This is a genomic window from Streptomyces sp. cf386 (assembly GCF_900103585.1).
In the GTDB taxonomy this organism is placed as follows: domain Bacteria; phylum Actinomycetota; class Actinomycetes; order Streptomycetales; family Streptomycetaceae; genus Streptomyces.
The window spans coordinates 56,930-79,302 of the sequence record NZ_FNHV01000025.1 but is presented as its reverse complement, the minus strand read 5'-3'; the positions used below and the strand labels follow the sequence as shown (position 1 = coordinate 79,302).

The following is a 22,373-nucleotide window of genomic DNA, read 5'->3' as shown; positions in this document are numbered from 1 at the left end:
GGCCGAAAATGATCTACCCGACTCAGGGGGGAGGCGCCGGGAGAAGGCCGATCGTTTTCGTCAACGTGTTCGAGTTGGCCGGAAAGATTCGGTCCGGGCGGCAGGGAGTCGGCAGCGGCCGGAGAGCCCGTTGTCAGTCCCCGCTGATAGCTTCGGGTGAGCTGATCAACGGGGGAACGGGGAACAGTGGAAGTCCCTAGCGGGGTGCGCAAGTTCGTCAACGTGGTGCTGTGTCTGACGGCGGTGGCCGGGACCGTCTGGAGCGGCACGCAGATCTGGCAGGTCCTCAGCGGCCGGCACCAGATCAACGAGGCCTGCGCGGGCCTCGTCCCGGCCGGCCGCGTGCTGTCGCTCTCCCCGGCGGGCGGCACCATCTCGCACCGGGTGGCCGACGAGGGCACGATCGAACTCGACGCCGGCCTGCCGCAGGACTGCGAGATCTTCAGCACCGAGGCGGGCGAGAAGTACGGCACGGACAGCGGTGAGCGCTGGTTCTTCACGGCCGCGGTGGGCACCCTCCCGGACGACGACCCCGTGATCCCCGAGGACCCGGTCGACTCCCTCCTCAACGAGTGGGGCGACCACACCTACCCCGACCAGCCGCTCGGCGGCGGCATCGCGGGCGTGGTCACGGACACGGGCGTCACCGTCGAGCTCCCCTGCCCCGAAGGCGAGGCCTACGGTCCCGTCAAGACGCTGTGGTCGAGAGCCTCGCTGATGGACCCCGGCCCGCCCTTCACCGAGGACGGCCAGCCCACCGCGCACGACCGGAACACGCTCGCGCGGATCGCCGTCACCACCGCCAACAACCTCGCCGGACGGCTGGGCTGCGCCGACCGCCTGCCCGACCCGCCGCAGGACATACCCGCCCTGACGGAGGGCCCCCTCCCGGTCTCCCGTGCGGACGGCACCTGTGCCTGGTACCGCGAGGCAGGCTTCGCCCGGCAGCCGCGCCTCGCCGACCAGGTGCTCGAAAGCCGCCCGGACGAACTGCTGTGGGACGAGACCTGCGGCCTCGCCCTCAGCGACGAGCGCGCGGCCGAGGTCGCGTACTCCGACGCGGCACGGCGGGCGGACGTCGACCACCCCTCCCGCCCGGGCACCTGGTTCGCCTCCTTCCACACCTACTCCGGGGAAGGCGCGAAGAACGTGCAGCTGAGGCGCACCATCCCGCGCGAATCCCCGACACTCGCCGAACCCGGCAAGGCGGGCCGTGGCGGCGACGACTCGGTCTGGTGGGCCTCCTCCGTCTGCGACGGCCGGCCCCAGATCCACACCATGACCATCGCCTGGCAGTACGACGAGCTCACGACACCGGCGTACGAGAAGGTCTTCCGCGCCTACGTCGACGACGTCACCCACCGCCGCGGCTGCACGGACCTGAAGTTCCCCGCCCATGCCACCTTCACGGAACAGGCGTCGTCATGAACTGGCGGACCCCGGACCGCGGCAGCCGCCTGCGCAACGCCTTCAACCAACTGGTCGCCGTCACCGCCGTCCTGGGCATCGGGGCGAGCGGCTGGGGACTGTGGCTGGAGGCCCAGGAGTACCGGGACCGCCAGGCCAGTCGGGAGCGCATCACCGAGGCCTGCGCGGGACTCGTCGACCCCGACCGGGTGCTCGGTCTGGGCGGCGGTACGGCACGGGCGCGGGCGGGCAGCGCCACCGACGACTCGTTCACGCTCGGCTCGCTGCCGGGCGGGGGCGGCTGCACGATCTACCGGGTGGGGCGGCCGGGGACGTCGTACGGCCACTTCGGTCTGAAGGTCCATACGAAGCCCAGTGACAGGTACGCCAACCTCGTCGGCGACGAGGACCCGTTCTCCGACCAGCGCGAAGAGCGCCCCGACGACGTGACCCGAGTGGCCGACGAGTCGCCCGACTATCCCCTCGGACTCTCGCAGGAGGACGACGGCGGGCTCGGCAGCTACGACCAGGACAGCGCCACGGTCAAGGTCACCTGCCGGACCGGCACGGCCGACAAGACCGTCAAGACCGGAAAGACCGGGATCACCTCGGTGAACGTGACGGCGGGCGCGACCTACGACGACGACGTCACCTTCCAGGACCGCCGGACCCTCATCCAGCTGGCCGTCGACGCCGCGTACAAGGCCGCGAAGCACCTCCACTGCACCCCCGAGGCCAAGTCTCCGGCGTTCTTCGACCGGCTCTACATACCGGACGCCGAGCTGGTGAAGGCCCCGTCCGCGAAGGGCACCTGCGGCTGGTACGCCCGTTTCCTCGGCCGCGAGGAGACGGGCCGCCTTCCCGACCGAGCCCTCCCGGCCCCGATCGGCGCGCACAGCACCGAGGAGAGTTGCCTGCTCGCCGCGAGTCCGGCGCAGGTCAGACGCGTCTGGCCGGAGCTGCCGAGGGACGACGACAAGCGGCTCTCCCACGTGCTGAGCTTCTCTCCGTGGTCGCTGGAGACCCAATCCTTCATCGGCGACGAGGCCCACGCGGTCGTGGCGGAGTACTTCGGCGGCGACCAGACCCCCTTGCGCCCCGGTACGGCAGGGTCCCGCGCAGGCGTCTGGTGGGCCGCCTCCACCTGCGCCGGCCGGCCCGCCGTGCACACCCTCAGCGTCCCCTACTCCTACGAGGACGTGATCAAGCCCCGCCTCCGCGCCCTCTTCAAGGCCTACGTCGACGACATCGCCGCCCGCCGCCACTGCGCGGACATCAAGTTCCCGGCCGCCTCCACGTTCACCGCCGACTAGGCTCGCCGCCATGCCTCCGGCCAAGAAGCGCGCCCGCACCTACGACCCGGCCAGGATCCGCACCGCGATCCTCACCCAGTTCGGGCACGTACGACAGGCCGTCCACACCCTCACCCCCGACCAACTCGCCCTCCCCACCCGCCTGGGGGGCTGGACCGTACGGGACCTGGCCGCGCACGTGACCATGGCCGTGGAGACGGTCAGCCTCGCCCTCGAGCGCGACGAGCCGGCGAAGCAGGGACTGACCCTCCTGGAGTGGCCCTTCGCCACCGCCGTCCGCGCCGAGGGCATCTCCGACGACACCCAGGCCCTCGCCAAGGCCAACCCCGACCTCGACGCCCTCTACGCACGCACCGAGGAACGCATCACGCACCGGCTCGCGGCGACCCCCGGCGACCGCCTCCTCGGCAGCCGCACCGGCGCCATGACCCTCGCCGACTTCCTGGTCACCCGTACCGTCGAACTCGTCGTCCACACCGACGACCTCAACGCCGCCGTCCCCGGCCTCGACATCCCCTACGACCGCCAGGCCCTCGCCGCCTGCACCCGCCTCCTCGCCGACGCCCTCGCCGCCAGGGCGCCCGGCGGCTCGACCGAGGTGCGGATCCCGCCGTACGCCGTCGTGCAGTGCGTCGAGGGACCGAGGCACACCCGGGGCACCCCGCCCAACGTCGTCGAGACCGACCCGCTGACCTGGATCAGGCTCGCCACCGGGCGCGTGGCCTGGAAGGACGCCGTCGCGGAGGCCAGGGTGAGCGCGAGCGGGGAGCGGGCCGACCTGGGGAGACTGCTGCCCCTCATGGGGTGACGGGCGCCAAGCGGAACCGAGCGGAACCAGTCCCGCGTCCCTCCCGTCCCACCGGCATGGACACACTCGGCATGGACAAACCGCAGCGACTGGCCGCTCTCGCCGTCCTCACCCTCCTCCCGTTCGCCATGGCCTGCGGCAACGAAAAGGCGGGCAGTGACACCGTCGGTTCCGGGGCGGCGGCCTCCGTCACCGGCGTCCACTGGGCCGTCGACGATCTCACCGTCGACGGGAAGAAGAGCGCCGCTCCGAGCAGCGCCTGGCTGAGCATCGCCGACGGCGGCGAGGTCAAGGGCAACCTGGGCTGCAACAAGTTCGGCGCCGACGCCGCCTTCGCCGACAGCCACGTCACCTTCGACAAGGTGCAGGCGACCGAGATGGCCTGCGAAGGTGTGCCCACGAACTTCGAGACGACCCTCGCCCGCACCCTCGCCGACGGAGACCTCTCCACCGAGGTCGACGGCGACAAGCTGACGCTCACCACGGCGGACGGCGACCGCGTCGCCCTCACCAAGCAGGAGGCCGCCCCGCTCAAGGGCACGAAGTGGACCATCACCAGCCCCGACACCGGCGGCAAGGCCCACCTCACCTTCGACGAGAAGGCCGGACAGGTCAGCGGCAGCCTCGGCTGCAACAAGGTGAAGGCCACGGCGACGGTCAGCGACGGCCGTATCACGCTCGGCACCGCGTCCACCACACGAATGCTGTGCGACACCTCACTCATGAATACGGAGAAGACCCTCCTGGCGCTCTTCGACGGCACGGTCACCTACGAAGTCGATCACCGCAACCTCACTCTGACCAGCGAAAACGGCGAGCGGGTGAACGCAGCCGCCGCTGAGTGATCCTTTACGGCAGCGCTGATCAGGCATTCCCCAATTCGGACCAGTGGTCGATCTCGCCTACACTCGGTGCCGTGCCACGTGGTGACGGTCGACTCAATCACGATCTGCTCCCCGGCGAGAAAGGCCCCCAGGACGCGTGTGGCGTCTTCGGTGTCTGGGCTCCGGGCGAAGAGGTCGCAAAGCTCACGTACTTCGGGCTCTACGCCCTCCAGCATCGGGGCCAGGAATCCGCGGGAATCGCGGTCAGCAACGGCTCCCAGATCCTCGTCTTCAAGGACATGGGCCTCGTTTCCCAGGTCTTCGACGAGACCTCGCTCGGTTCGCTCCAGGGTCACATCGCGGTCGGTCACGCCCGCTACTCGACCACCGGCGCCTCCGTGTGGGAGAACGCCCAGCCGACGTTCCGCGCCACCGCGCACGGCTCCATCGCGCTCGGCCACAACGGCAACCTGGTCAACACGGCCCAGCTCGCGGAGATGGTCGCCGACCTGCCCAAGCAGGAGGGCGGCCGCGCTCCGCGGGTGGCGGCCACCAACGACACCGACCTGCTCACCGCGCTGCTCGCGGCCCAGGTCGACGAGGACGGCAAGCCGCTGACCATCGAGGAGGCCGCTCACACGGTCCTTCCGCAGGTCAAGGGCGCCTTCAGCCTCGTCTTCATGGACGAGAACACCCTGTACGCCGCCCGTGACCCGCAGGGCATCCGCCCGCTGGTCCTCGGCCGCCTGGAGCGCGGCTGGGTCGCCGCGTCCGAGTCCGCCGCCCTCGACATCTGCGGCGCCAGCTTCGTCCGCGAGATCGAGCCGGGCGAGTTCGTCGCCATCGACGAGAACGGCCTGCGCACCTCGCGATTCGCGGAAGCGAAGCCCAAGGGCTGTGTCTTCGAGTACGTGTACCTGGCCCGCCCGGACACCGACATCGCCGGTCGGAACGTCTACCTCTCCCGAGTGGAGATGGGCCGCCGGCTGGCCAAGGAAGCCCCTGTCGAGGCCGACCTGGTCATAGCGACCCCGGAATCCGGCACCCCGGCCGCCATCGGCTACGCGGAGGCGAGCGGCATCCCGTTCGGTGCGGGTCTGGTGAAGAACGCGTACGTCGGCCGTACGTTCATCCAGCCCTCACAGACCATCCGCCAGCTCGGCATCCGGCTGAAGCTGAACCCGCTGAAGGAAGTCATCAAGGGCAAGCGTCTGGTCGTCGTCGACGACTCGATCGTGCGCGGCAACACCCAGCGCGCCCTGGTCCGCATGCTCCGCGAGGCGGGCGCCGCCGAGGTCCACATCCGGATCTCCTCGCCGCCCGTGAAGTGGCCCTGCTTCTTCGGCATCGACTTCGCGACCCGCGCCGAGCTCATCGCCAACGGCATGTCCATCGACGAGATCGGCACCTCGCTGGGCGCCGACTCCCTGTCGTACATCTCCATCGACGGCATGATCGAGGCGACCACCATCGCCAAGCCGAACCTGTGCCGCGCCTGCTTCGACGGCGAGTACCCGATGGACCTCCCGGACCCCGAGCTGCTCGGCAAGCAGCTCCTGGAGACGGAGCTGGCCGCCGGCCCGGCCGCCACGGCCGCCGCCGACGCGATCCGCCGCCCGTAGGCATCCCGTAACACCTGCCGTACGACACGAAGGTTCTCTACTGCCATGTCTGAGACAACTGGTGCCAGCTACGCAGCCGCGGGCGTCGACATCGAAGCGGGCGACCGCGCGGTCGAGCTGATGAAGGAGTGGGTGAAGAAGACCCAGCGCCCCGAGGTCCTCGGCGGCCTCGGCGGTTTCGCCGGCCTCTTCGACGCCTCCGCCCTCAAGCGCTACGAGCGTCCGCTGCTCGCCTCCGCCACGGACGGCGTCGGCACCAAGGTCGATGTCGCGCGCCAGATGGGCGTCTACGACACGATCGGGCACGACCTGGTCGCGATGGTCATGGACGACATCGTGGTGTGCGGCGCCGAGCCGCTGTTCATGACCGACTACATCTGCGTCGGCAAGGTCCACCCCGAGCGGGTCGCCGCCATCGTCAAGGGCATCGCCGAGGGCTGTGTGCTCGCCGGCTGCGCCCTGGTGGGCGGCGAGACGGCCGAGCACCCGGGTCTGCTGGGCGAGGACGACTTCGACGTCGCCGGCGCCGGCACGGGCGTCGTGGAGGCCGACCGGCTGCTGGGCCCCGATCGCATCCGTACGGGTGACGCGGTGATCGCCATGGCCGCGTCCGGGCTTCACTCGAACGGGTACTCGCTGGTCCGGCACGTTCTGCTGAACCAGGCCGGCCTGGCCCTGGACGCGCAGATCGACGAGCTCGGCCGCACCCTCGGCGAGGAGCTGCTGGAGCCGACCAAGATCTACTCGCTGGACTGCCTGGCCCTCACCCGCACCACCGACGTGCACGCCTTCAGCCACATCACCGGTGGCGGTCTGGCCGCCAACCTGGCCCGGGTGATCCCGGACGGCCTGCACGCGGTCGTCGACCGCTCCACCTGGACCCCGGCCCCGATCTTCGACCTCGTCGGCAGGACCGGTCAGGTCGAGGGCCTGGAGCTGGAGAAGACCCTGAACATGGGCGTCGGCATGATCGCCATCGTGCCGCAGGAGTCCACGGAGGCGGCGCTGGCCACGTTGGCCGACCGCGGGGTCGAGTCCTGGGTCGCCGGCGAGATCACGGACAGGGGTGACCACGAGACGGGCGCCGCGCTGGTGGGCACCTACTCGAACTAGGTCCGCCGCCCGAGTGAGAGCACGAAACCCGGTCCAGTGCTGAGGCCCGGACCGGGTGAAGTGCAGTTGTGACGGGAACTGCGAAGCGCGCTACGTCAAGCGCCGCGACGCTGCGACGCGGGACCGGACTCGTCGTCCTCTTCGTCCTCGTCGTCGTCGTTGTACAGATCCGCGTACTGCGCGTACGGGTCGTCGTCGTCTTCGTCGTCCTCGAACGGCTCGCCGTTCGGCGGTTGGTTCGAAGTCGAAGCGCCCAGCTCGTTGGCCAGACGCGACAGGTCAGTCCCGCCGCTGTTGTACTTCAGCTGGCGGGCGACCTTCGTCTGCTTGGCCTTGGCCCGGCCGCGCCCCATGGCTCGACCCCCTCGGTGACGGGGCTCGACGGCCCCAGAGTCTCGACACGCGTTCATGATCTGGAACGGACTCTCCGTGGAGAGGCCGGTCCGTAGGGCTTCCACGGTACCTGAGCCCGCGCCCATACGGTACGTCGCCCGCAGCACGCGCGTGTGCCCAAGACCTTCGAGGCGCCCTGTCCTCGCTGGTCAACCGCGATTTTAACCACTTCTTGGCGGTCGACCCGCCGGTAGAAGTGAGAGTTCTCTCCAACTGCCCACCGGCGGGTACCGGCCAAACCCGTGTGAGAGGGGGTATCGCCGGGATCGACTCCTCGGATCAGAGCGCCGTGCGCGCCTCCGCCATCCGCTGCTCGGCGATCCGGTCGGCCGCGGCGGCCGGCGGAATCCCATCCGTCTTCGCACGTGCGAATATGGCGAGCGTGGTGTCGTAGATCTTCGCGGCCTTGGCCTTGCACCGGTCGAAGTCGAAGCCGTGCAGCTCGTCGGCGACCTGGATGACACCGCCGGCGTTCACCACGTAGTCGGGCGCGTAGAGGATCCCGCGGTCGGCGAGGTCCTTCTCGACGCCCGGGTGGGCGAGCTGGTTGTTGGCCGCGCCGCACACCACCGTGGCGGTCAGCGCCGGCACGGTGTCGTCGTTCAGGGCCCCGCCGAGCGCGCAGGGGGCGTAGATGTCGAGGTTCTCGACGCGGATCAGGGTCGCGGTGTCGGCGACGGCCGTCACGCCGTCCGGGTGCGCCGCGAGGATCCGGCCCACGGCCTCCTCGCGCACGTCCGTGATGACGACCTCGGCGCCCTCCGCGCGCAGGTGCTCCACCAGGTGGTGGCCGACCTTGCCGACGCCCGCGATGCCGACCTTGCGGCCGCGCAGCGACGGGTCGCCCCACAGGTGCTGGGCGGAGGCCCGCATGCCCTGGTAGACGCCGAAGGCGGTGAGCACGGAGGAGTCGCCCGCGCCGCCGTTCTCCGGGGAGCGTCCGGTCGTCCAGCGGCACTCGCGGGCGACGACGTCCATGTCGGCGACGTACGTACCGACGTCGCAGGCGGTGACGTACCGGCCACCGAGCGAGGCCACGAACCGGCCATAGGCGAGCAGCAGCTCCTCGCTCTTGATCCGGTCCGGGTCGCCGATGATCACGGCTTTGCCGCCGCCGTGGTCGAGACCGGCCATGGCGTTCTTGTACGACATCCCGCGCGCGAGGTTCAGCGCGTCGGCGACGGCCTCTTCCTCGTTCGCATACGGGTAGAAGCGCGTACCGCCGAGGGCGGGGCCCAGAGCGGTGGAGTGGATGGCGATGACGGCCTTGAGGCCGCTGGCGCGGTCCTGACAGAGCACGACTTGCTCATGACCCCCCTGGTCCGAGTGGAACAGGGTGTGCAGGACGCCGTGTGTTACGTCGGTCACTGTGGTGACTCCTGAGTACTTTGCGGCGGTTTGGAGCGAGCTCCCGTACAGGTGGCGGGGGCTGTGAGCATGAGATTAGACCCGTTGGCGCCCGTCCAACCCGCAGTGCTCAGGATCACCTACTCGCGGAGTAAGGCCGTGCGACGATTTGCATAGTTTTCCCGCATGTTTGTCGGCGGGTTTCGCAGGTTTTCCTGGCAGAGGGCGGGGGAGGGAGCAGGCGTGCCCAAGGTGTCCTCGGTGATCGTCCCGTACGCGACCTATCTGCGTGTGTACGAGCCGCTGGCCGCCTTCCCGGAACCGGAGCGCGGCCACTGGGCCCGCTACGCCCGCCGCCCCGACCACCCGTCGTACCAGGACGAACTGCGCCGCTCCCTGGCCGACTTGCTGCCCACGCCGCCCATCCCGGTGCCGGTGCACGAGAGCGGCGACGCCTTCGTGCTGGAGGTCGACGGGGTGCTGTGCGTGTGCCCGTGGCGCACCCGGCTGCGCGGCTGGCAGGCGCTCGGCGAGCTCCCCGAGGAGTTGCCGAAGCCGGTGCTGGAGGCGGTGCTGCCGGAGGTCGTACGGCGCCAGGCGGCCCAGGACTACGAGCGCTGGCTGGCCCGCAACCCGGACGCCCGGCCGTGGATCCGCACCTCGACCTGGCAGGTGCCGCTGCACTGGTTCGTGCTGGTGTCGGACGAGGAGCGGCGCTTCGAGAAGGGCTCGGGCGAGATCCCGCCGACGCTGCGCTACCGGACGCCGATGGTGCAGGCCCGGCGGCGGGTGGCGCGGGCCCTGCGGACGCTGAAGGACGCCATCGACGAAGGGCCGCTCATCGACGGCCTGGTGGACGTCGGGCGCTGGCTGGAGGAGTTCCATCCGCGCTCGCTGGTCGAGCTGGACTACGGCGGCCTGGTGCACACCCTGCCGGCCGGGGACCTGGAGGACGACCACTCGGCGGCCGATGTGGCCGCCGGTATCGAGGCGCTGCGGCAGGGCGACGGGGCGGCCGCCGGGGAGGCCTACGCGCGGCTCGTGGAGCGGTGGCGGGCGGTGCGGGACCGGCGGTCGGCGAACTGAGCCGACGGGTGTGACCCAACGCACTGTGTGATGTAGCGAACTGGCGTTTGACGGCGCGCCCGTTTTGGGGTTTCGTGCTCGCTCTGAGGTTCTTGATGTCTCGTCAACATGGGACGTAGGGGCCGATCCGGGCGTATGCGTCAAGGCTGCGTCAACGCGCGTAAGCGTGACGGACCGCACGTACACGGCTCTTGCGCCCCTAACCCCTCCTCGTGCCAAAATAGGACAAGGAGTCCGGGGAGGACTCCATCTCGACATTGCACGCTATGGGGGGTCTTGAGACTCCTGCATGCCACTGTGACTGATCGTCACAGTGGCGTGACTGTCCGCTATGGCATGGTCCATCGGCTTCCGTCGCTGATGAACACCTGGGAGGGCAATTCCATCGGTTTGGCCGACGCGGCTGGACAGATGGTGTAGTTGTAGTGCCGAGGACAAGCCGTTCGTCCTATAACCGACTCGACTCGCGTCCGCCATTTCGGGCAACGCGGGTCAAGGTGCAGAATTTAGAGGAAAGAACCGAGAAGGTTCGGTTCTCCCGAGGAGGCCGCTCATGACCGCTCGCACCCCTGATGCCGAGCCGCTGCTGACCCCGGCTGAGGTCGCCACCATGTTCCGCGTCGACCCCAAGACGGTCACGCGGTGGGCGAAGGCCGGGAAGCTTACTTCCATCCGTACGCTCGGCGGACACCGCCGCTACCGCGAGGCTGAGGTCCGCGCACTGCTCGCGGGCATCCCGCAGCAGCGCAGCGAGGCCTGAACAACTCCATAACCGGGCAAAACGGCAGTTCCCCCAACTCGCCGCGGCGCCCGAACTCTAGCTCCAAGCGACGCGGGTTCTGCCCCAACAGAGCCCACGCCCGAGCCGATCAGAGCTCTTCAGGCACGCAACAAGGGTGCGTCGTAGATCGCGCTGGACTCCGCCGAGTCCAGCGCGATCTTTTTTGTGCGCGGGATGTGTGCCGGCCGGTGTTCTGTGGGCAGCCTTGTCGGAGGCTGGGGAGGGCTGTCGGATCTCCTGTGGAGTGGCCCTGGGAGGGTCCTGGGCGGGCCCTGGGTGGTTGCTGAGCGTGTGCGGGTCGATCCCTGACGGTTGGTGCAATTGCACATATTAAATTGACCAGTTGTAGGCGGGGTGTAAGTCCCGAACTTCCACAAACTCATGCGGTGACTCCCGTCACACACCCTGGTGCTTGTTGCCGCTGGCCCATGTGCGCTATTGGGCGGCGCGGCTTCCAGCAGCCCCTGCCTGTGCGGGAGTTGACCTCCCGTGAGGGTCACGCGGTGGAAGCGGTTTCGTCCTCGCTGACCTCGTCCGGAGCCGTCTGTGCGGCGTAGGGGGCGGAGTCCATCGCCAGCCGCAGTAGGTGGTGGCAGATCGGGCAGTGGCGGGTCAGATGGCGATAGGGGATGGCGGCCGACAGGTGTGCGCGGAGCAACGCCCGCGTCTCGTGCCTGGTCGATGCCGCCATACGCCACCTCCGGGAAGCCACGCCGGGAAGAGCTCTGATTTCTGGGTACCGAGCGAATGTGACGCCGTCAAGGTGGCAGGCACTATGCGGAGGCGGCGCAAGCTGCCCCGCGGGCACATGAGTGAGGCCCACACCCCTTGCGGGATGCGGGCCTCAACTTCACTGCGGTCCTGACGGGATTTGAACCCGCGGCCTCCACCTTGACAGGGTGGCGAGCACTCCAAACTGCTCCACAGGACCAGGTTTCGCTGCGCCATTCGTGCGTTGCGCTGCGAGAAGAGACTGTACAGGAGGGTGAGCCCCACGGTCGAACTCACCCAGCGTGCGCGTCTGATTACGGTACCAGCGCGTCGATCGCCTTCACGATCCGCTTGTCGGAGATCGGGTACGCCGTGCCCAGCGCGTGGGCGAAATAGCTGACCCGGAGCTCCTCCAGCATCCAGCGCACGTCCAGGACCTGCTGCGGCACCGGGCGCCCCTGCGGCATCTGCTCCAGGAGCCAGGCGTACTCGTCCCGCATCTCGTGGACCTTCTCCATACGCGTCGTGTCGCGCTGGACGTTCGTCGGCATCGCCTGGAGGCGACGGTCCACAGCGATCAGGTAGCGCATGAGATCGGGCAGGCGCCGCAGCCCCGCCTCCGTCACGAAACCGGGCCTCACAAGGGCGTCCAGTTGCCCCCGTACGTCCGTGAGGTTCGCCAGCAGGGCGGCGCTGCGTGTGGCCTTCAGACGGCGCTCAGCGGCCTGCCAGGCGGCGAGGACCTGCTGCACGTGATCGACCGTACGGACCGTCGTGTCGACGATCTCGGCGCGCACCTTGTCGAACAGCTTGCGGTACGACTCCTCGTCCCACGCGGGCCCGCCGAAGTCGCCGATCAGCTTGTCCGCCGCCGCCATCGCGCAGTCGTCGAAGAGGGCCTGGATGGAGCCGTGGGGGTTCGCGGACAGGGCCAGCTTCTGGGCGTTGGTCAGCTTCTCGGACGCGAACTTCGCCGGGTTCACCGGGATGTTCCGCAGGATCAGGCGCCGGGTGCCCTTCCACATCGCCTGCTGCTGCTCCGCCTCCGTGTCGAAGAGGCGGACCGACACCGTGTCGCCGTTGTCCACCAGCGCCGGGTACGCCTTGACCGGCTGGCCGGCCCGGCGGGTCTCGAAGACGCGGGTGAGGGCGCCGATGGTCCAGTCGGTCAGGCCCGTGCGCTCCAGGGACTCGCCGCCCTCGCGCGAGGCGGTGGCCGCCGCGGCCTGGGAGAGCGCCTGTCTCGCCTTTGGCTTCAGGCGTAGCTTCAGCGTCTCCAGATCCTTGTCCTCGGCCAGCTTGCGACGGCGCTCGTCGATGATCCGGAAGGTGATGCGGAGGTGGTCGGGGACCCTCGGCCAGTCGAAGTCGTCGGCGGTGAAGGGCACTCCCACCATGCGCTTCAGCTCGCGCGCCATGGTCACCGTCAGCGGCTCCTGCAAGGGCACCGCCGCGTCCAGGAACCGCTTCGCGAAGTTCGGCGCCGGCACGTAGTTGCGCCGGATCGGCTTGGGGAGGGAACGGATGAGTTCCGTCACCAACTCCTCGCGCAGACCCGGGATCTGCCAGTCGAAGCCCTCGTCCGTGACCTGGTTGAGCACCTGGAGCGGGATGTGGACCGTCACACCGTCGGCGTCCGCGCCCGGCTCGAACTGGTAGGTGACCCGGAACTTCAGCTGCCCCTGCCGCCACGAGTCGGGATAGTCGGCCTTGGTGACCGCCTCCGCCGACTCCCGGATGAGCATCTCGCGCTCGAAGTCCAGGAACTCCGGCTGCTCGTGCCGCTTGCGCTTCCACCAGGAGTCGAAGTGGGCGCCCGACACGACGTGGTCGGGGACCTTCTGGTCGTAGAAGTCGAACAGCGTCTCGTCGTCGACGACGATGTCCCGGCGCCGGGCCCGGTGCTCCAGCTCCTCGACCTCGCTGAGGAGCCGGCGGTTGTCGGCGAAGAACTTGTGGTGCGTGCGCCAGTCGCCCTCGACCAGGGCGTTGCGGATGAACAGCTCGCGGCTGGCCTCCGGGTCGATACGGCCGTAGTTCACCTTGCGCTGGGCGATGATCGGGACGCCGTACAGCGTGACCTTCTCGTACGCCATCACCGCCGCCTGGTCCTTCTCCCAGTGCGGTTCGGAGTAGGTGCGCTTGAGGAGGTGCTCGGCGAGCGGTTCGACCCACTCGGGCTCGATCTTGGCGTTGACGCGGGCCCAGAGACGGGAGGTCTCCACGAGTTCCGCCGACATCACGAAGCGCGGGGGCTTCTTGAAGAGGGCCGAGCCGGGGAAGATCGCGAACTTGGCGCTGCGGGCACCCAGGTAGTCGTTCTTCGCGCCTTCCTTCACGTCCTTCATCCCGATGTGGGAGAGGAGGCCGGCGAGGAGGGAGACATGCACGCGGTCGGCGGGAGCGTCGTCCTCATTCAGATGGATGCCCATCTGCTTGGCGACGGTGCGCAGCTGGGTGTAGATGTCCTGCCATTCGCGGATGCGCAGGAAGTTCAGGTACTCCTGCTTGCACATCCGGCGGAAGGACGACGAGCCGCGTTCCTTCTGCTGCTCGCGGACGTAGCGCCAGAGGTTGAGGTAGGCGAGGAAGTCGCTGGTCTCGTCCTTGAAGCGGGCGTGCTGCTGGTCGGCCTGGGCCTGCTTGTCGGCGGGGCGCTCGCGCGGGTCCTGGATGGAGAGCGCGGCCGCTATGACCATGACCTCGCGGACACAGCCGTTGCGGTCGGCCTCCAGGACCATGCGGGCCAGCCGCGGGTCGACGGGGAGCTGAGCGAGCTTGCGGCCGGTGTCCGTGAGCCGCTTGCGTACGTCCTTCTGCGCCGGGTCCAGCGCGCCGAGCTCCTGGAGGAGCTGGACGCCGTCGCGGATGTTGCGGTGGTCCGGCGGGTCGATGAACGGGAACTTCTCGATGTCGCCGAGGCCGGCCGCGGTCATCTGCAGGATGACGGAGGCGAGGTTCGTCCGCAGGATCTCCGCGTCCGTGAACTCCGGGCGGGCGAGGAAGTCGTCCTCGGAGTACAGGCGGATGCAGACGCCGTCCGACGTACGGCCGCAGCGGCCCTTGCGCTGGTTGGCGCTGGCCTGCGAGATCGCCTCGATGGGGAGCCGCTGCACCTTCGTGCGGTGGCTGTACCGGCTGATCCGGGCGAAGCCGGGGTCGATGACGTACTTGATGCCGGGGACGGTGAGGGAGGTCTCGGCGACGTTGGTCGCCAGAACGATCCTGCGCCCGGTGTGGGGCTGGAAGACACGATGCTGCTCGGCGTGCGAGAGACGGGCGTAGAGGGGGAGGACTTCCGTGAACCGGTAGTTCTTCTTCACCAGCGCGTCGGCGGTGTCCCGGATCTCCCGCTCACCCGAGAGGAAGACGAGGATGTCGCCCTTGCCTTCGCTCTGGAGCTCCTCGACGGCATCGCAGATCGCGGTGATCTGGTCGCGGTCGGCGTCGTCGGAGTCCTCTTCGAGGAGCGGGCGGTAGCGGACCTCCACGGGATACGTCCGCCCGCTGACCTCGACGATCGGGGCGTCGCCGAAGTGGCGGGAGAAGCGCTCGGGGTCGATGGTCGCGGAGGTGATCACGACCTTGAGGTCCGGCCGCTTGGGCAGCAGCTGGGCCAGATACCCGAGCAGGAAGTCGATGTTGAGGGACCGCTCGTGCGCCTCGTCGATGATGATCGTGTCGTAGGCGCGCAGCTCGCGGTCGGTCTGGATCTCGGCGAGCAGGATGCCGTCGGTCATCAGCTTGACGAAGGTGGCGTCCGGGTTCACCTGGTCGGTGAAGCGGACCTTCCAGCCGACGGACTCGCCCAGCGGCGTGTCGAGCTCCTCCGCCACCCGCTCGGCGACCGTGCGCGCGGCGATACGGCGGGGCTGGGTGTGGCCGATCATGCCGCGTACCCCGCGGCCGAGTTCCAGGCAGATCTTCGGGATCTGCGTGGTCTTGCCGGACCCGGTCTCACCGGCGACGATCACGACCTGGTGGTCGCGGATGGCGGCCGCGATCGCGTCCTTCTTCTGACTGACGGGCAGCTGCTCGGGGTAGCTGACCGCGGGTACGAGGGTGCGGCGGGTGGCGATCCGCTCCTCGCCCTTGGCGATGTCCGCCTCGATCTCGGCGAGCACGGCGGCGCGCGCCTCCGGCTTGCGGATCTTGCGCGCACCTTCGAGCCGCCGACCGAGTCGATGCGCATCGCGCAGGGAGAGCTCGGTCAGACGGGGGGCCAGTGGGCCGAGGGCGGGGGCAGGGTGCGTAGACATACGCGGTCCAGGATCTCATCCCGGGGAAAGAAGGGGCGAACCCTTTTGGGCCCGCCCCCGCTCACGTCACTCGACCCGCGTCACCGCACGTCGACGTAGTCCTCCCGGCCGTCGCCCACGAAGTGCTTGCTGTCGGGATACAGATGGACGGGCACCCAGGTGCCGTCCTGCTGGGCCTTGAAGCCCTTGCTGAAGGATCCGTTCGTCTTCGTGGTGACGGTGGCCATCAGATACCAGGTGTTCTTGCCCTTGGGCCGGAAGAGGATCTGCACCTTCTTCCCGCCGTACGCCTTCCAGGTCGTCGTGCCGACCTTGCGCTCCTGGAGCACGCCCTTCACGGTGATCGTCCGGCCCTTGGACACCGGCTCGGGAGACGCGTTGGCGTCCTTGATCCGGGTGAGGGCACGGTTCTTGCGCAGGCTCTTGCTGACGGTGCCCAGGATGTCCTTGGTGGTGGAGCCGGCGTAGCGCAGTCGCCAGTAGCCGTCCGTGTAGCCCGGCAGCCGCTCCACGATGAACTGCGAGCCGAAGCTGGTCTTCACGGTCTTCTTCGTGGTCCAGCCGCTGGTGCCGTTGGCCGAGTACTGGATGTCCACGCTGACCTGGTCACTGCTGTCGCGCCCGATAGCGTCGAGGCTGCCGGTGATCTCGAGCTGCGCGTACTTGTCCTGGCGCGCCGTGAACTCGGTGAACTTCGTCGTGGCCGTGACCGCGACGGTGACGTCGGCGGTCGCGGTGCGCTGGATGAAGGCGTTGTACGGGTACGGCGGGAAGCCCACCTCGTACACGGACTTGCTGCCGTACGGGTACCTCGCGAAGGAGAAACGGCCGTTCGCGTCGGTGGTCGACTCGACGGGGCTGCAGGTGGTGCAGTCCTTGTAGTCCATCTCCAGCGGGATGCCGGCCAGCGGCTTCCACTCGGTGCCGTACTGGTACTGGAGCGTGCCGGTGACATTGATCTTGTCGCCGGCGGTGACGTGATAGCTGCTCTTGTCCAGGACGAACCGGGTCGGCGCGGCCTTCGGCCTGACGTCGATCCAGGGGCTGGTGGCGAAGCCGAGGTCGCCGTTGTACTGGGCGAAGGTCCAGCCGCCCTCCACCGCCTCGTGGGTGGCCGAGAAGTGGCCGGCGTCGTCCGTGACGGCCGTCTTGTCCTCGTTCTGGTCGAACGTGAGGTCCACGGTGGCACCGGGCAGCGGCACCGTCTCGCGGGTGCTGGGGTCACGGAGGACCATGTCGCCGGTGGCGGTGACCGTCTTGTGCTCGATGTCCGGCTCGCTCGGCGTGACGGCGAAACCGCTGATGACGGGCTGCTTCGCGTAGTGCAGCGTGCCCGCGTTCTTCTGGACGGTGGTCTCGCCCGCGGTGTTCGTGGCCTCGACGTCGATCGTGTAGTCGCCGAGGGTGTCCAGGTGGACGGGCTGCGAGGCCCAGATCCCCTCCCACGAGCTGACCCAGTACTTCTGCGTGAAGTCGGTGACCGTGGCGACCGGCGCCTCCGACTCCCCGCTGCCGACGGGCCGAAGCGCCGCGCTGACCTTGGCGATCTCACCGCTGTAGTTGAGCCGGACCCGGATGACCGACCAGTCGGCCTGGTCACTGGACGCCGACTGGACGGTCGGCCCCGCGGCGTGGGCCGAGCCGGGTATGGCGAGTGTGGAGAACAGGACGGCGACAGCTGTCACCAGTCCTTGGGCGATGCGTCTCAAGAACCCCCCTCAGGCTCCCTGTGAGCGACGAAAACCCCCACCGGGATCCGGTGGGGGTTTTCGTACTGAGTGGCTGGGGCCGGGGTCGAACCGGCGACCTTCCGCTTTTCAGGCGGACGCTCGTACCAACTGAGCTACCCAGCCACGAGGCCTTCGAGAAAGCCTCAGCGGTCCTGACGGGATTTGAACCCGCGGCCTCCACCTTGACAGGGTGGCGAGCACTCCAAACTGCTCCACAGGACCAAGCTGTTGCGTACGACAGTGTCGCACACGGTGTTGCGTGCCCCCAACGGGATTCGAACCCGTGCTACCGCCTTGAAAGGGCGGCGTCCTAGGCCGCTAGACGATGAGGGCTATCGGCCCGCCTGGGCGCTTCTCAGCGCGTCGGGGACGTGAGAAGCATATGGGATGGCGGGAGGTATCGCCAAAACGGTTTACGGGGTGGGGGTGAGCGAGGTGGGAGAGGTGGGGGACGGGGTCGAGTCGGCCGGCTGGTTCTCCTCCACCAGGTGGCGGCTCACCTCCGCCGTCGTCAGGCCCAGGCCGCCCAGTTCGATCTCGTCCCAGGCCTGGAGGCGGCGGGTGTCGCGGTCGAAGTAGAGGATCGACGTCTGGATGGGGTCGGGGTGTTCGCCCTCGATCGCGCGCAGTCCGCTGCCGCCCGTGGAGCCCTCGATGCGCAGGCGGGTGCCGTACGGCAGGACCTCCATCTCCTGGTGATGGAGGTGGCCGGCGAGGGCGAGCGGGACCTCGCCGTCGGTCTGGCGGGCGGCCACCGGCTCGTGGGCGACGGCCACGTCCACGGGGGTGCCGGCGGTTTTCTGGTCGCGCAGGGACGTGGCCAGGCGGGCGCCCGCCAGTTCGTTGGCCGCGTCGCCGCCGGGGACCGTGGAGCGGTCGGGGGTGAACTGGGGGTCGCCGATGCCCGCGAAGCGCAGGCCCGCGACGGTCTTCGCCTTGCCGGCGTCCAGGACGTGGACGTTCTTCAGGCCTTCGAGATAGCGCTGGGTGAGGCGGGAGTCGTGGTTGCCGCGGACCCAGACGTAGGGGGCGCCGAGGTCCTCGACGGGGTCCAGGAAGCCGTTCTCGGCGGCCGTGCCGTGGTCCATGGTGTCGCCGGAGTCGACGATCACATCGACCTTGTACTGGTCGACGAGCGAGGCGATGATCTTCCAGCTCGCCGGGTTGAGGTGGATGTCGGAGACGTGCAGGACGCGGATGGTGCTCGGGTCCGGGGCGTACGCGGGGAGCGTGGACGTGGCGTCGTAGAGCTTGGTCACGTTGGTGACCAGGCGGGCCAACTCCTTCTGGTAGACGTCGAATTCGGTGACGATGCTGCGCGCGTTGCCGACCAGGGACGGGGCGGAGGAGAGCAGGCCCGAGAACTTCGGCTCCAGGACCGATTCGGGGTTCCAGGTGGCGAACGCCGTGCCGCCGGAGGCGGCCAGGAGGGTGAGGGCGAGGCCGCCGGCCGCGAGGGCCCGGCGGGGGCGGCGGTAGACGGCGAGGCCCAGTGCGGTGGCGCCGGTGACGACGGCCACGCAGCTGCGCAGGGCCAGGTCACCGGTGCCGTGGGTGACGTCCTGGGCGACCTCGTCCTGGAGGCCGGAGAGGCGTTCGGGGTGGTCGACGAGGGCCTGGGAACGGGCGGGGTCGAGCTGGTCGACGTTGACGTCCAGGCGGACGGGGGCGATGTGGCTGTCCAGCTGGAGGGCGCCGAGCGGGGAGACGTTGATCTTCGTGCCGCCGGTGAGGGAGGGGCGCAGGGTCATCGTCGTGTTCATGGGGCCGACCGGGACCCGTACGTTGCCGACGACCAGCAGGCCCAGCCAGGTGCCGATGAGGACGACCGCGACCAGGCCGAGGGCGCGTGTCCAGGGGTGGGGCTGGGTGACCAGTTCCGGGGTGGGGCTCGGGCGGCGGATGGCGTAGCGGCGGGCCAGGGCGCGCGGTGCCCTCGGTAGGTGTCCGAGGGCCTTCGTGACTGCGGCGGGGACGCGGGCCATTGGTCCCGTATGCCCAAGCGTGGGGATGGATATGCGGGGCCGTTGGCGGCTCCTTCCCGGCGGCGTGGTGGGCGTCGTACCCGACAATGGGCGTGTGCTGGAGATGACGCGCGAGGAGTTCGAGGAACTGGTCGCCGAGGCGCTGGACCGGATTCCGCCGGAGTTGACGCGGCTGATGGACAACGTCGCGGTGTTCGTCGAGGACGAACCGCCCGCCGACGATCCCGAGCTGCTCGGGTTGTACGAGGGGACTCCGCTGACCGAGCGCGGGGAGTGGTACGCCGGGGTGCTGCCGGACCGGATCACGATCTACCGGGGGCCGACGCTGCGGATGTGCGAGTCGCGGGAGGAGGTCGTCGAGGAGACCGAGGTGACCGTGGTGCACGAGATCGCGCATCACTTCGGGATCGACGACGCGCGGCTGCATGCGCTCGGGTACGGGTGAGCGGGCGCCGGTCGCGCGGGTGTGAGGCTCTGTCGCGGAGCGCGTGTCCTCTTGTGGGCGGCGGGAGTTGGGCAGGTTGACTTCTACGCCCGCCCTTGGAGGTGGCTCGCGTGCGCCCCTTGTACGTACCCGTCCGTCTGGTCGCCACGGTGATGGCCGTCGCCGCAGCCGCCGGCTGTATGAGCGTGGGTGACGACGGCGGAGGCGGGAGCGCGAAGCCGTCGCGGTCGGCCGGGCAGCGGGGCGGTGAGGCGCCCGACGGGGGGTCGGCCGTGTCCGGTGGCGGGGTCGGCGTCGGGGGGCGCTCGGATGCCGGTGAGCGGGGGAAGAAGAAGGGCGAAGGCGACAAGAAGAAGGGGGCGGCGAAGTCGGCCGCTCCCTCGGCTTCGCCGTCCGCGGGCGTGAGCGCGTCCGCTCCCGCGGGGGGCCAGCCGGTGAAGCCGGGGCAGAGCGAGAAGCCGGGGCCCACGCCCACCGCTGAGCCGACGCCCACCCGGACGCCGGATCCGGAGCCGACGCCGACCGAGCAGCCGACGACCGCCGAGCCGACGCCCACGCAGGCCGAGCCGTCCTCGTCGGCGCACGAGGAGACGGGGCCGCAGCTGGCCCAGCGGGAGCCTGCACCGGCCGCGGGGGCGCCGGCGTGACGTGAGGTCGGGCGGCGAGTCGCCGAGCCGTGAGGGGGTGGTGGCGAGTGACGTTGCCTACACCGGTGGACGTCGGTTTGCCTTGGGGGGCAGGGGGTGCGTATGGTGGTAGATCGTTTGATCCCATTTGCCCGGCGCCACTGCAGAGCGCGCCGTGTGGCGCGTACTCTCCCTTGCCGTGGCTGACCGCATTGAGGCGGTCGTATTGCGAATCACGGAGTTGACGGGCGCGTGCCGACGAGACTCCGGAAGGTTTCGCATACGCATGTCCATTTCCAGTACTGATCACGTCGTCGTGCCCGAGAACGGCGAGAACGACACCGTCGAAGAGACGACGGCGGAGACGACCCCCGAGGTCACCTTCGCGGACCTCGGTCTCCCCGAGGGCGTCGTGCGCAAGCTCGCGCAGAACGGCGTGACCACCCCCTTCCCGATCCAGGCCGCGACCATCCCGGACGCCCTGGCCGGCAAGGACATCCTGGGCCGCGGTCGCACCGGCTCCGGCAAGACGCTGTCGTTCGGCCTGCCGACGCTGGCCCGCCTCTCCGGCGGCCGCACCGAGAAGCACAAGCCGCGCGCCATCATCCTCACCCCGACCCGTGAGCTCGCGATGCAGGTCGCGGACGCCCTCCAGCCCTACGGCGACCAGCTCGGCCTGAAGATGAAGGTCGTCTGCGGCGGTACGTCCATGGGCAACCAGATCTACGCCCTCGAGCGGGGTGTGGATGTGCTGGTGGCCACTCCCGGCCGCCTCCGCGACATCATCAACCGCGGCGCCTGCTCGCTCGAGGACGTCGAGGTCGCGGTTCTCGACGAGGCCGACCAGATGTCCGACCTGGGCTTCCTGCCCGAGGTCACCGAGCTGCTGGACCAGGTTCCGGCGGGCGGTCAGCGGATGCTGTTCTCCGCGACCATGGAGAACGAGATCAAGACCCTCGTCGACCGGTACCTGAAGGACCCGGTCCTGCACGAGGTCGACGCCGCACAGGGTGCCGTGACGACCATGTCGCACCACATCCTGATCGTGAAGCCCAAGGACAAGGCGCCGGTCACCGCCGCGATCGCCTCCCGCAAGGGCCGCACCATCATCTTCGTCCGCACCCAGCTGGGCGCCGACCGTGTCGCCGAGCAGCTGCGCGACGCCGGTGCGAAGGCCGACGCGCTGCACGGCGGCATGACCCAGGGCGCCCGGACCCGGACGCTGGCCGACTTCAAGGACGGGTACGTCAACGTGCTCGTCGCGACCGATGTCGCCGCGCGCGGTATCCACGTCGACGGCATCGACCTCGTCCTGAACGTGGACCCGGCCGGTGACCACAAGGACTACCTGCACCGCGCGGGCCGTACGGCGCGTGCGGGGCGGACCGGTACGGTCGTCTCCCTCTCCCTGCCGCACCAGCGGCGCCAGATCTTCCGGCTGATGGAGGACGCGGGCGTCGACGCCTCGCGCCACATCATCCAGGGCGGCAACGCCTTCGACCCGGAGGTCGCCGAGATCACCGGCGCCCGTTCGATGACCGAGGTGCAGGCGGAGTCGGCGGGCAACGCCGCTCAGCAGGCCGAGCGTGACGTGGCTCAGCTCACCAAGCAGCTGGAGCGGGCGCAGCGGCGTGCCGTCGAGCTGCGTGAGGAGTCCGACCGGCTTGTGGCCCGCGCGGCGCGTGAGCGTGGCGAGGACCCGGAGGCCGCGGTGGCCGAGGCGCAGGCTGCGGTGGCCGAGGCCGCCGAGGCCGTCGAGGTGGCCGTGCCCGAGCAGCCGGCGGTGCAGGATGTCGACCGGGCGGAGGCTCCGGCGTACGAGCGTCGTGAGCGTCGGGACAACGACCGTGGCGGCTTCCGCCGGGACGACCGTCGGGATGACCGGGGTGGGCGTTCCTTCGAGCGTCGGGACAACGACCGCGG

Annotated in this window: 17 protein-coding genes and 4 tRNA genes; 11 read left to right on the top strand and 10 right to left on the bottom strand. The window is 69.5% G+C overall.

All coding sequences use genetic code 11. From position 1 onward, the window contains the following. Positions 1 to 204: 204 nt before the first annotated feature. The 6 genes from BLU79_RS41060 (at position 205) to purM (ending at position 7,087) form a co-directional block, all read left to right on the top strand. A complete protein-coding gene (locus BLU79_RS41060; protein WP_093911140.1) occupies positions 205 to 1,428 on the top strand; it encodes a hypothetical protein in 1,224 nt (407 codons plus the stop codon). Beyond that, positions 1,425 to 2,720 carry a hypothetical protein gene (locus BLU79_RS41055; protein ID WP_093911139.1) on the top strand — a complete coding sequence of 432 codons (1,296 nt, stop codon included), beginning with the start codon at positions 1,425 to 1,427 and terminating at the stop codon, positions 2,718 to 2,720. Before BLU79_RS41060 ends, BLU79_RS41055 begins: the two co-directional genes overlap by 4 nt. Before the next feature lie 10 nt (positions 2,721 to 2,730). Beyond that, positions 2,731 to 3,528 (top strand): maleylpyruvate isomerase family mycothiol-dependent enzyme, encoded by a 798-nt coding sequence (locus tag BLU79_RS41050; RefSeq protein WP_093911138.1) that lies wholly within the window; start codon positions 2,731 to 2,733, stop codon positions 3,526 to 3,528. A 71-nt stretch (positions 3,529 to 3,599) separates the two neighbouring features. Further along, complete coding sequence (locus BLU79_RS41045; RefSeq protein WP_093911180.1) at positions 3,600 to 4,373, top strand: META domain-containing protein; 774 nt, start codon at positions 3,600 to 3,602, stop codon at positions 4,371 to 4,373. Between the two features lie 71 nt (positions 4,374 to 4,444). Beyond that, positions 4,445 to 5,974: an amidophosphoribosyltransferase gene (gene purF, locus BLU79_RS41040; RefSeq protein WP_093911137.1), complete on the top strand. Its 1,530-nt coding sequence runs from the start codon at positions 4,445 to 4,447 to the stop codon at positions 5,972 to 5,974. Between the two features lie 45 nt (positions 5,975 to 6,019). Continuing rightward, the gene (gene purM / locus BLU79_RS41035) at positions 6,020 to 7,087 is read left to right on the top strand and encodes a phosphoribosylformylglycinamidine cyclo-ligase (RefSeq protein WP_093911136.1); all 1,068 of its coding nucleotides are present in this window, start codon (positions 6,020 to 6,022) and stop codon (positions 7,085 to 7,087) included. Between the two features lie 95 nt (positions 7,088 to 7,182). Here purM and BLU79_RS41030 read toward each other — a convergent pair whose 3' ends face one another. Continuing rightward, on the bottom strand, positions 7,183 to 7,440 hold the full coding sequence (locus BLU79_RS41030; RefSeq protein WP_093911135.1) for a DUF3073 domain-containing protein: 258 nt from the start codon (positions 7,438 to 7,440) through the stop codon (positions 7,183 to 7,185). Positions 7,441 to 7,759: 319 nt separating this feature from the next. After that, entirely contained in the window at positions 7,760 to 8,848 is a 1,089-nt protein-coding gene (locus BLU79_RS41025) for a Leu/Phe/Val dehydrogenase (RefSeq protein WP_093911134.1), read from the bottom strand. Between the two features lie 222 nt (positions 8,849 to 9,070). On the opposite strand from BLU79_RS41025, the gene BLU79_RS41020 reads away from it, so the two are divergent. Both BLU79_RS41020 and bldC read left to right on the top strand, forming a co-directional pair. Continuing rightward, positions 9,071 to 9,913 (top strand): DUF8083 family protein, encoded by an 843-nt coding sequence (locus BLU79_RS41020; RefSeq protein ID WP_093911133.1) that lies wholly within the window; start codon positions 9,071 to 9,073, stop codon positions 9,911 to 9,913. A gap of 553 nt (positions 9,914 to 10,466) precedes the next feature. Continuing rightward, positions 10,467 to 10,673, top strand: a complete 207-nt coding sequence (gene bldC / locus BLU79_RS41015) for a developmental transcriptional regulator BldC (protein WP_003949541.1) — start codon at positions 10,467 to 10,469, stop codon at positions 10,671 to 10,673. Between the two features lie 517 nt (positions 10,674 to 11,190). On the opposite strand, the gene BLU79_RS41010 is transcribed toward bldC, so the two are convergent. The 8 genes from BLU79_RS41010 to BLU79_RS40975 form a co-directional block, all read right to left on the bottom strand. Beyond that, positions 11,191 to 11,385, bottom strand: a complete 195-nt coding sequence (locus BLU79_RS41010) for a DUF6274 family protein (protein WP_093911132.1) — start codon at positions 11,383 to 11,385, stop codon at positions 11,191 to 11,193. A 165-nt stretch (positions 11,386 to 11,550) separates the two neighbouring features. After that, positions 11,551 to 11,625: transfer RNA gene (locus BLU79_RS41005), tRNA-Asp, on the bottom strand. A 94-nt stretch (positions 11,626 to 11,719) separates the two neighbouring features. After that, positions 11,720 to 15,664: an ATP-dependent RNA helicase HrpA gene (gene hrpA / locus BLU79_RS41000; RefSeq protein ID WP_093911131.1), complete on the bottom strand. Its 3,945-nt coding sequence runs from the start codon at positions 15,662 to 15,664 to the stop codon at positions 11,720 to 11,722. An 80-nt stretch (positions 15,665 to 15,744) separates the two neighbouring features. Continuing rightward, positions 15,745 to 17,349 carry a hypothetical protein gene (locus tag BLU79_RS40995; protein WP_093911130.1) on the bottom strand — a complete coding sequence of 535 codons (1,605 nt, stop codon included), beginning with the start codon at positions 17,347 to 17,349 and terminating at the stop codon, positions 15,745 to 15,747. A 94-nt stretch (positions 17,350 to 17,443) separates the two neighbouring features. After that, positions 17,444 to 17,517 (bottom strand) — tRNA-Phe (locus BLU79_RS40990). Positions 17,518 to 17,541: 24 nt separating this feature from the next. Continuing rightward, a tRNA-Asp gene (locus BLU79_RS40985) sits at positions 17,542 to 17,616 on the bottom strand. A 38-nt stretch (positions 17,617 to 17,654) separates the two neighbouring features. Further along, a tRNA-Glu gene (locus tag BLU79_RS40980) sits at positions 17,655 to 17,727 on the bottom strand. Between the two features lie 80 nt (positions 17,728 to 17,807). Continuing rightward, positions 17,808 to 19,379, bottom strand: a complete 1,572-nt coding sequence (locus BLU79_RS40975) for a metallophosphoesterase family protein (RefSeq protein WP_093911129.1) — start codon at positions 19,377 to 19,379, stop codon at positions 17,808 to 17,810. 94 nt (positions 19,380 to 19,473) lie between these two features. Between BLU79_RS40975 and BLU79_RS40970 the strand changes: the two genes are divergently transcribed. The 3 genes from BLU79_RS40970 to BLU79_RS40960 form a co-directional block, all read left to right on the top strand. Next, a complete protein-coding gene (locus BLU79_RS40970) occupies positions 19,474 to 19,824 on the top strand; it encodes a metallopeptidase family protein (protein ID WP_093911179.1) in 351 nt (116 codons plus the stop codon). A 110-nt stretch (positions 19,825 to 19,934) separates the two neighbouring features. After that, positions 19,935 to 20,471: a hypothetical protein gene (locus BLU79_RS40965; protein WP_093911128.1), complete on the top strand. Its 537-nt coding sequence runs from the start codon at positions 19,935 to 19,937 to the stop codon at positions 20,469 to 20,471. Positions 20,472 to 20,736: 265 nt separating this feature from the next. Continuing rightward, the coding region (locus BLU79_RS40960) for a DEAD/DEAH box helicase (RefSeq protein WP_093911178.1) at positions 20,737 to 22,373 on the top strand (1,637 nt) is incomplete at its 3' end.